This is a genomic window from Halanaerobium congolense (assembly GCF_004366375.1).
GTDB lineage: Bacteria > Bacillota > Halanaerobiia > Halanaerobiales > Halanaerobiaceae > Halanaerobium > Halanaerobium congolense.
Genome location: NZ_SOEF01000055.1, coordinates 1 through 10,198 on the forward strand (window position 1 = coordinate 1; position 10,198 = coordinate 10,198).

Annotated in this window: 9 protein-coding genes; 2 read left to right on the forward strand and 7 right to left on the reverse strand. The window is 33.3% G+C overall.

What is annotated here, in order from left to right; translation table 11 throughout:
* Positions 1 to 640: 640 nt before the first annotated feature.
* Positions 641 to 1,231 (forward strand): hypothetical protein, encoded by a 591-nt coding sequence (locus C7954_RS12875; RefSeq protein WP_089717504.1) that lies wholly within the window; start codon positions 641 to 643, stop codon positions 1,229 to 1,231.
* Positions 1,232 to 1,694: 463 nt separating this feature from the next.
* Positions 1,695 to 2,450 carry a SurA N-terminal domain-containing protein gene (locus C7954_RS12880; RefSeq protein ID WP_089730967.1) on the forward strand — a complete coding sequence of 252 codons (756 nt, stop codon included), beginning with the start codon at positions 1,695 to 1,697 and terminating at the stop codon, positions 2,448 to 2,450.
* Between the two features lie 302 nt (positions 2,451 to 2,752).
* On the opposite strand, the gene C7954_RS12885 is transcribed toward C7954_RS12880, so the two are convergent.
* The 7 genes from C7954_RS12885 to C7954_RS12915 form a co-directional block, all read right to left on the reverse strand.
* Positions 2,753 to 3,292: a hypothetical protein gene (locus C7954_RS12885; RefSeq protein ID WP_089655676.1), complete on the reverse strand. Its 540-nt coding sequence runs from the start codon at positions 3,290 to 3,292 to the stop codon at positions 2,753 to 2,755.
* 169 nt (positions 3,293 to 3,461) lie between these two features.
* Complete coding sequence (locus tag C7954_RS12890; RefSeq protein ID WP_089655677.1) at positions 3,462 to 4,289, reverse strand: universal stress protein; 828 nt, start codon at positions 4,287 to 4,289, stop codon at positions 3,462 to 3,464.
* A complete protein-coding gene (gene kdpC / locus C7954_RS12895; protein WP_089655678.1) occupies positions 4,289 to 4,858 on the reverse strand; it encodes a potassium-transporting ATPase subunit KdpC in 570 nt (189 codons plus the stop codon). The genes C7954_RS12890 and kdpC overlap by 1 nt, the downstream gene beginning before the upstream one ends.
* Entirely contained in the window at positions 4,859 to 6,895 is a 2,037-nt protein-coding gene (kdpB, locus tag C7954_RS12900) for a potassium-transporting ATPase subunit KdpB (RefSeq protein ID WP_134060236.1), read from the reverse strand.
* Positions 6,896 to 6,897: 2 nt separating this feature from the next.
* A complete protein-coding gene (kdpA, locus tag C7954_RS12905; protein WP_134060238.1) occupies positions 6,898 to 8,634 on the reverse strand; it encodes a potassium-transporting ATPase subunit KdpA in 1,737 nt (578 codons plus the stop codon).
* Positions 8,635 to 8,649: 15 nt separating this feature from the next.
* On the reverse strand, positions 8,650 to 8,739 hold the full coding sequence (locus C7954_RS14210; protein WP_073157569.1) for a potassium-transporting ATPase subunit F: 90 nt from the start codon (positions 8,737 to 8,739) through the stop codon (positions 8,650 to 8,652).
* Positions 8,740 to 8,768: 29 nt separating this feature from the next.
* The coding region (locus C7954_RS12915; RefSeq protein ID WP_134060240.1) for a TrkH family potassium uptake protein at positions 8,769 to 10,198 on the reverse strand (1,430 nt) is incomplete at its 5' end.

Here is a 10,198-nt window from a genome sequence, read left to right on the forward strand (position 1 = left end):
TTAATTTTCTTGCTCACATCAGCCATATAATGTTTTTCTGGAATACAGACACCTGTAGTATTAAACTCCTTCATTTGACACACCTCATTTTTAGCCTCAAGTTTATTTAATTATATCACAGTAGCTTACTTAATTAAATCAATACAGTTATTTGATTTGATCTGATTCATATCTCAGAGGAATCTTAATTTCGTCTCTTTCTGCCAGCAGCTCTATTTTAATAACTGGATCACCATTCTCATCCAATTCTTCCCCATACTATTATTTAATTTTGAATCTTTAACTTCACTATCCTTTATTTAATAAGTTTTTAATTTGTAGTTAATTAAGGTCTAATATCTTGCTGATATTATTATAAATAGAATAACTAAGTGAATTAAATTCCTCCATTTTGGACTTGTGACAAAGACCGGTACTATATAAATTATTGAACTCGATAATTTCCTACTTTGTTAATTTTAATCCCTCTCTCCAGAGGGGTTTTTATTTAAAATAGTTTATTTTTTTAGATATCAAAAAGACCAGACCTTATTCAGGGAATTAATTAAAATAATAAACATAAATTTATCATTCCTTAAAGTTTTATTCCTATAATTAAGCTATGAGTTAAGAAATTAAAGCAAATTAGGAGGAAAATTAAATGAAAAAAATATTAAAAGTTTTATTGGTCATTAGCTTTATAGCAGTAAGTTTGACTGGAGTTAGTTTTGCCCAAGGACCTGGAATGAATTCTAATGTCAAAAATTATAATTATCAAACCAAAGGTGAAGGTGTTGGTTATAAATCAGTTGAATTAACTGATTACCAAATAGAAAAATTATTAGAGTCTTTAACTGATAATCAAGTAAAAAAAATAGTTAAGTTACTTGATCATCAAGTAGAAAAAACAATAGAATTGTTGACTGATTACCAAATAGAAAAAATACTGGAATTTAGAGATGAATTTTATAATGATACTGAAGAGTTAAGAAATGAATTAAGAAGTTTAATTCGTGAGATTAGAGATCTAGAGTTTCGTGGAGCAAGTAATGCAGAGATTAGAGAAGTTGAAGATAAACTAGAACAGATTTTAAGCAAAATAAATGAGAAAAGAATTGAGTATCAAAAAAATATTGAGTCTATATTAACTGATAGTCAATTAGAAACAATTGAAGAAAATCATTTTAAGTTCCAAGGAACATTCAATAACTCAGACACCTCTAACGGTATAAGAAACGGTATAAGAAATTGAAATAACAGATCAAATAATAGAAAATTAGTCTAATTAAGACTTTCTATGTAATCATTAATCTAATTATCTTTTAATTTTGCTTTAAAAGAGTTTTAATAATTAACTGATATTATTATAAATAGAATAAAGGCATGAATTTGATCCCCTTTTTGAAGCTGCATCAAATGCAGCTATAATATAGATTTTTGTACTATCGTGAATCTCAAATAAGATTTTACACTTTCGATAAATAAGATTTTTCTTATACTTTCATTTTGAGTTTTACAATCGGATTTTATGTAAAGAACAGTTAAAGAATTTTTAACCTAATAATCATTTCATTTTAATTACATTTTAATATTCGATTATTATACTCTTAATAGTGAAGGTAGTATTTATTAGTTAAAAATAGTGAAATAATATTTCTGTCAATGACTTTGAAATTCTTATCCTATTTTATAATTTTGAAAGGAGTTGTTTGAATATGAAAAAGAAAATTTTGTCTTCTTTGCTAATCATTGTTCTTATTCTACCAGTCACAGTTTTTGCTCAGGATTTAAATTTAAATTCTAAGCAGCCAGCAGATCCTAATTTGAAAAATAAAATGGAATCAAATATTGTTGCTAAAGTTAATGAGGAAAATATAACTAGTAAAGAATTAGCTCAAAAAGCAAGTACAAATCAGCTTCTAATGAAAATAAATCAGATTGATCAACAATTTCTTCAGACATTGACCAGCACTGAAAGTGGTAAAAAAGTTCTTAAAGAATATCAGAAGCAGCAGCTTGATAACTTAATTAATAACATTTTATTACAGCAAAAAGCTGAAAATGTAGGTATTACGCTCAGTCAGAAGGAAAAAGAGCAGCTTTATCAGCAGCAGAAGAAAAGAATTTTAAAAAATAATAACTTAAATCAGGAAAAGTACCTATCAATTCTTAAAAATCAAGGCTATAAAAATGAGAAAGAATACAAACAGCAGTTTTTAAAGAATCCACAGTTAAAGGTAAATAAACTAATTGAAGAGAAAGTAGTTTCGAATGTTAATGTCACTTCAAGTGAAATTAAGCAGTTTTATGAAAAAAATAAAGAACAATTTACTAAAGATGACAAAACACAAGCTTTAGAAAAAGTTAAACCTCAAATAGAAGAACTGCTAAAACAACAAAAAAGGAATAAAAAGATTAGTCAATATGTGAAAAATATTAGAGAAAAAGCAGAGATTAAGAAAAATATTTAATCCTCCTTGATCATAGATTTTTTATAGAACAGGTCCTATTTTGGGATCTGTTTTATTTTTTGCAAATATACATTAGTATTGCTTTTGAAAATCATATTATCAGGATATTAATCTCTAATATCTTTCCATTTCATTTTGAAATCCCCCTTAACTTTCAGCTAAAATACGAATTATCTCTGCTATACTGATATTATTTTTAATCAGCAGTGAAAAATTAAAAATAAGCATTTCCGCATCTACGGGAGATAGTTTATAACCCGAATAGATTGCACTTCCAACTGCATATTTTATGTAGTTATCATTTAATTTAATCTTATAGTATAATCTAATTCTTTACCTTCAATTTCACTTCCCATTTGCTCCTCCAAAAACTTAAAATAGCCGTAATTACCAAGCTCTCTAATCCACATCTCTACTGATTTTTTTATTCGCAGCAAACATTTAACAGGGATTTCAAATATTTTTTCTCTAGTTTCCCTGTCCTCTAAATCAATATCCTTGCTTAAAGCTGTTTTTAGTTCCTCATTATAAAAAGGATCACAACTCATCTGCAGTGCCTCTAAAAAAACTTTATTACCGTCTTTTAATTGTCCGGAAAAATCATACTCAATCCCATTACTAGGATAAACATCAATTTTTAATAAAAATAAATTAATAGCCTCAATAACCCTTCTGCTTTTATAATCCGGATAACGTCGGTGTGTTTTGATTAAATTTGATTCTATGGTGAAAAGTTCCATGGTGTAATTATCTTCCTCACCTCTTTTTATTTTTCCAAATTTCTTAGTCATTCTTGAAGCTATTTTTTCCATCTTATAGTTATTAACCTTAATAGTTTTCATTATTATTTGTCCTTCCTTTTTGTTTATTTTCAATAAGCATGAAATTCTTTAATTTTAACTTCTAATTCTTTATCCTTTTTAAGTTATACATATTATATCACAAAGCCATAGTTATAAAAACAAAAACCCCCTGAACAGCTGTTAACCATCCTGAGGGTTAAATCATATTTTATTCTTCTTCACTTTTATACTTATGCAGCAGCACTGAACACTGCGCCTCCTCTGCTATTTTATCTGTTTTGCGACCAAATACAGTCTGATAAACCCACCAGTCTCCAGATGGTCCAATAACTAGCAGATCAAAATCCTCTGTGGCTTCTTTAATGCTGGCTGTCAGAGAATCGCCCTCCAGCATCATGGTTTCGACATCAAGACCAAATTCAAGCGCTTTTTCTTTTGCCTGTTCCAGTACTTTTTTGCCTTTTTGACGGCTGCCGTCTCTTTTATCAACATAATGAGTCAGAGTTAAAGTAGCGCCAGTTTCCTGAACAATATGTTTAATTAGATTCAATCGGCTTTTAGAAGGATCTTTAGCTACAGGATACATTATCTTTTTTGTCTGATCAATATCAATCCTATTTTTATAGATAATCACATCACCATGAAAATTATCCATGATATGTGAGGCCATTTTAGAAATTTTAGTCCCCGGCTTAGGGCCCCAGCCCAAGATGATCGCTTCTGCATCCATATCAAAGGCAGTCTCTAAAATACCCCTTTCTATAGTTTTAGAAGTTACAATTTCACGGTTACTGTGAATCCCATACTTCATCATCTTATGGTGACTTTCTGTAACCCTTTTAGCACCCTCTCTCCATTCACGAGGTAGATCTATATAACTTCCCTCACGCATCACATGGATAAATTTAACCTCTCCTTTTTTTCGCTCAATAATAAAGGAAGCTAGATCTGTTAAATTATTAATATCTGCTTTATGACCTAAAGGAAGTAGAATCTTCTTATATCCAGGCCAGTTTTCTTTTAATTTTTCAATCATTAATCTAATACCTCCTCAAGTGCCAGATTTAATTCCAGCACATTAACCCTGCTTTCTCCAAATAAGCCCAGCAGCTTTGACTCTGTATGCTCTTCTATTAATGAGTTCAGGGTTGACTCAGAAATTCCTGTCTTTTCTGCCAAATATTCTACCTGAAAATAAGCTGCCTCAGGTGATATATGTGGATCTAAAGCAGAACCAGATTCAGTAATTAAATCTGCCGGTACAGCCTTATTACCCGGATGGTATTTTTTCTCAATTTCTTCTAAGTCAGCCGCAATTCTATGCTGTAATTTAGGATTTGAAGCAGCTAAATTATCACTGCCAGAAGTTGAAGCATCATAATTAATTGAAGATAGTCTTGAAATAAAGTAGCTGTCACTTTCAAAGTTTTGTCCGATTAATCTGGAACCTACAGCTTCTCCATCCTGATAAATTATACTGCCTGCTGTTTTATCAGCAAATAGCTGTCCAACTCCACCCAGTAATAGTGGATAAACAATTGAAAAAATCAAAAGCGAAAGCAGCGTTAATTTAATAGCCACTACAATATTCTTTTTAATACTCATTTAAAACACCCCCAGCATAACTAATAGCATATCGATTAATTTAATAGAAATAAATGGTGCAATCAAACCGGCTCCACCATACATAACCAGATTCTTACGCAGTAATTTGGATGAGCTCTCTGCCTTATAATCTACACCCTTCATTGCCAGTGGAATTAAGAAGGGGATAATCAGTGAGTTATAAATTAAAGATGCAATTACTACACTCTGTGGAGAATATAGGTTCATAAAGTTAATCTGCTGTAGAGCAGGTATTCCAGCACTAAAAATTGCAGGTACCAGAGCAAAGTATCTTGAAATATCATTGGCAATACTAAAGGTTGTTAACGAACCTCTGGTCATTAATAGCTGTTTACCTATAGCAACTACCTCAATTAATTTAGTTGGATCAGAATCAAGATCAACCATATTACCAGCTTCTTTAGCAGCATTAGTTCCAGCCTGCATGGCAAGTCCTACATCAGCTTTGGCTAAAGCAGGAGCATCATTTGTACCATCACCTGTCATTCCAATTAATTTTCCTGTTTTTTGAATTTTTTCAACCAGAGCAATTTTTTCTTCCGGTTTAAATTCAGCATAATATTCTTCTATACCGGCCTGCTCAGCTACATAGCGGGCAGTTCTCTCATTGTCACCGGTTGCCATAATACATTTAACTCCCATTTCCTGCAGTTCCTGAATTCTGGCTTTAATTCCTACTTTTAATTCATCCTGAAGCTCAATTAAACCAAGAATCTTCTTATCAACTGCTACAGCCAGTGGCGTACCTCCACTATCTGCAATTTCGTGAGCTTTATCTGTTAAACCATCAGGAATATCATCAGCATATTCCTTAACTGCTTCTACAGATCCTTTTCTAATTTCAGTACCATCAGGTAGATCAATACCACTCATTCTGGTTTTAGCAGAAAATTCCACGAAGTTTTCTTTTTTTAGCTCACTTTCATCTACCTCAACATCCAGGTCATGAGCCAGATTAACTACTGAACGTCCTTCTGGAGTTTCATCAAAATATGAAGACTGCAGACAGGCTTTATATAATTCATTTTTCTCACTTCCGACTGCTATAAATTCTTCTGCTATTCTTTCTCCAGTTGTAATTGTTCCTGTTTTATCTAAAATCAGGGCATCAAGGTCACCGGCTGATTCAACTGCCTTACCTGATTTAGCAATTATATTTTCTTTTGTTACCCTTGTCATACCGGCAATTCTAATCGAGGCCAGTAAAGCTCCAATAGTTGTCGGCATTAAACCGATCAAAAGGGCAATCAAATTAGCAACATCAACATCCATATTCACATACATGCCAAAGAAACGCATTGTCACAACTGCTGTCAGATAAACAAAAGTAAAACTGGCTAAAAGCAGAGTCATTGAAATCTCATTGGGAGTTTTCTGTCTGGAGGCTGTTTCTACCAGACCAATCATTCTATCTAAAAATGACTCTCCTACAGCAGCAGTAACCTCAATTTTAAGCACATCACTTAAAACTTCAGTTCCCTCTGTAACAGAGTTTCTATCACCACCACTTTCTCTAATTACAGGCTCTGATTCTCCTGTAATTGCTGATTCGTCAATAGAGGCACTACCTTCAACAACTTCTCCATCACGAGGAATGATGTCACCTTTTTCGACAAATACATAATCCCCTTTTTCTATATCTGCTCCAGCTACAACCTCATAATCAGCTTCAGTTATCTCAGCTAATTCAATATCTTTATTTTTTAATCTTTTACCTTCACTTTCCACCTGTAAGGCCTTTAGACTATCCGCATGGGCCTCACCCTGAAGTTCTGCTAAAGATTCAGCATAATTGGCAAATAAGAGCGTAAAAACTAAAATTAATGTAATTGTTAGGTAATACCAGGTAGGTTCCTGTCCATTAAAAAGAGGTGGATAAACTGTTAGAATTATTGTCAAAATGGTACAGAGTTCTACTACAAACATAACCGGGTTTTTGATTAAATATCCAGGATCGAGTTTGATAAACGACTGTTTAATTGCTGTCCACTGCTGTTCCCAATCTATATCAAACATCTTTACATCCCCTCACTTAGCATTTCTGCAATTGGTCCCACTGCTAATGCAGGCATAAAGATTAAACCACCTATAATAATCATTACACCAACAAATAGAACTAAAAATGATAGATTTTCTACTTTAAGTGTTCCTTCTGTTTCTGGTCTGATTTTTTTCTTAGATAAATTACCAGCTATTACAAGCTGACCAAAAATGGGAAGATATCTTCCCATTAAAATTGCACCACCATTGAGCAGATTATAAAATACCGAGTTATCCATTAAGCCTTCCATACCACTACCATTATTAGCTCCGGCTGAAAACATTTCATACAGCACTTCTGAAAAGCCCGTAAAACCCGGGTTATGAATAGCTTCTTTTCCGGCTTCGGTTATTACTGCAATAGAAGTTGGAAATAAGACTAAAACAGGCAGTAAAAGAATAATTAAAGCAGCAATTTTAACTTCTCTCCATTCAATCTGTTTACCTAAGTACTGAGGTGCACGACCAATCATTAAACCGGCAATAAAGACACAGATAAAGATATAAGTCATTAAGTTCAAGAGACCTACACCAATTCCGTTATAGAGGCAGTTCATAGCCATTGCCAGAAATGGTCCCACACTTCCCTGAGGTGTATAACTATTGTGCATACTGTTAACCGCACCATTGGTAGTTGAAGTTGTGGATATTGCCCAGAGCGAACTTAAAAGACTGCCAAAACGGGTCTCTTTCCCTTCCATATTACCCGCACTCTGATCAACAGTTAAATTTGTCTCATTCATTATAATTGCACGATTAGGCTGAGCCTCTCCTGCTGCAGTAACCCAGAACAGGCCTAGGAAAATAACAAATAAAGCTCCAATTAAAATAACTCCATGTCTTCTCTTACCTATCCAGATTCCAAAAGCATAAATTATCGCCATCGGGCTGGCCAGCATGATTAAGTTGAGAACTATGTTTGCTAATATTGTCGGGTTTTCAAATGGATGAGCAGCATTAGCTGCAAAATAGCCTCCACCATTTGTCCCTAAAGTCTTAATTGCTTCTATTCCGGCTACAGGTCCAATACGAATTACCTGTTTGACTCCTTCAATAGTATTTACTACAATTTCGCCTCCAAACCACTGGGGTGAGCCCTGAGAAATTAAAATTAGACCTACTATAAAGGAAACCGGCAGTAAAAATCTGATTAAACCTTTAATCAAATTAACATAGAAATTACCAAGTTTTGTTGCTTCTTCATTCTGGATTCCTCGAGTAAAGGCCGGGGCCAGTGCCAGACCGGTTCCTGCTGATAAAAACATAGCCAGGCAAACAGCAAAGAGCTGAGAAAAATAAGATAATGTTTCCCCTCCATAATGCTGCTGATTGGTATTACTAATAAAGGTACTTGCAGTATGGAAAGCCTGGTCCCAGCTCATACCATCTAAATTGAGGGGGTTTAGAGGCAGAATATTCTGGAATTTAAAGACCAGGAAAAGAAAAACAAATAAAATTCCATTAAAGATTAAAAGTGAAAATAGATACTGCTTCCAGTTCATTTCTTTATCCGGCTCAATATTTAAAAAGGAAAATATCTTTTCTTCTATTAACTTAAAAGGCCGATCCAGCTTTTTAAAAAAACTTAACTTTTTAGGTAGTTCATTTTTACTCCTTGTCTCCTTCTGATATATCCAGGCTATATATTCACCAAAGACATATATTAAAGCAAATAATAGTATAAAAAAGACAATTAAAGCTAATATATTTAACATCATATCACCTTTCTTTTAGAACTTTGTTGGGAAAAATAGAACATACGAAAGATAAATAAATACAAAAATTGTCACAATACCTAAAATAATATTTCCTAAATCCATTTAACACCACCCCTGTCTTCTTATTTTATTTAATCATGTTTGGAAATATAGATACCATCTTTAACTAATTTAATGCCTGCATAAAGGATAATGAAAAACTCTAATCTGCCTAAAAACATACCGATAGTCTGAGTCCAGATAATACCCGTTGGTGCCTCTGGAGAAATTAAACCGATTGAAAGTCCAACAGTTCCTAAAGCAGATCCAAATTCAAACATACTATCTAAAAGAGAATATCCATAAGCAGTGTGAACTGCTACTCCAGCAATAAAGGTAAATAAATATAGAATTATATAGTTTGCTACATCTTTAATGTGCTGATCCTTGACATAAAATTTGTTTTCTCCCCGCCAGAGGTAGTTGCTGCTCACACTTCTGCGAGGTAAAAACTGTTCTTTGATTTCCCAGTAAATTGATTTAAAAATTAAGTAAATTCTGTACTGTTTAATACCACCAGCAGTTGACCCTGTTCCACCACCAACCAGCATAATTATAATAATAATGAAATTAGCAAATAGCGGCCACCCAGTAAAAGCGATGGTTGAAAAGCCAGTTGTTGATAAAGCAGTAATAATCTGAAAAAAAGTTATTCTAAAATTTTCGCTTAATTTTGGGTATAATGCATTTAATGAGAAAAACATCAAAATTGGGGTCAGTAATGTAAATAAAGTAATCATTAAGCGAATCTCAGCATTCTTAAAGAAAATCTTAATTTTTCCCTTTAGTAAAGTATAGTGAGTTGCAAAATTGATTGTACCTAAAAACATTAGAACAATGGTAACTACTTCTATAGAAAGACTGTTGTAATGACCTATACTGTCCGGTTGAGTTGAAAATCCCCCGGTAGAAATAGCTGCCATCGAATGATTAATTGAATCAAAGAGAGGCATTCCGGAAAAATAGTATAAAAAGACTCCAGCAGCAGTATAAAGTGTATAGATCTTCATAATCATCATTGTTGAGCGCTTAACATGGGGAAGCAGTTTATCACTTCTGGCCTCAGCCATATATAAACCCATCCCATGTACTGGCAGCAGTGATGATAAAGCGATAACTGCCAGACCAGCACCACCAAAAAACTGCATAATAGAACGCCAAATTAAAATCAACTTTGGAGCAGTGGTTACATCTACTAGAGAAAGACCTGTAGTAGTCCAGCCGCTTACAACTTCAAAAATAGCATGGGTCCAGCTCATATCCAGAATGGTAATAAAGGGAATTGCAGAAAATAAAATAGCTCCCAACCAGGAAAATATAACTATGATACTTCCTTCATTTAATGATAATTCAACATCTTCTGACTGATGTTTATTGCCGTAAATGTAGAGAACAAAACCAATCAGAATTGATAAGCCAGCTGCCAGTAAAAAATGTGGTGCTAGAGCAGCTTCTTCTGGATAAGCTGTTAAAAACAGCAGTGGTGAAAGAATAGCACCCCCTGCAAACATAATTATAACTC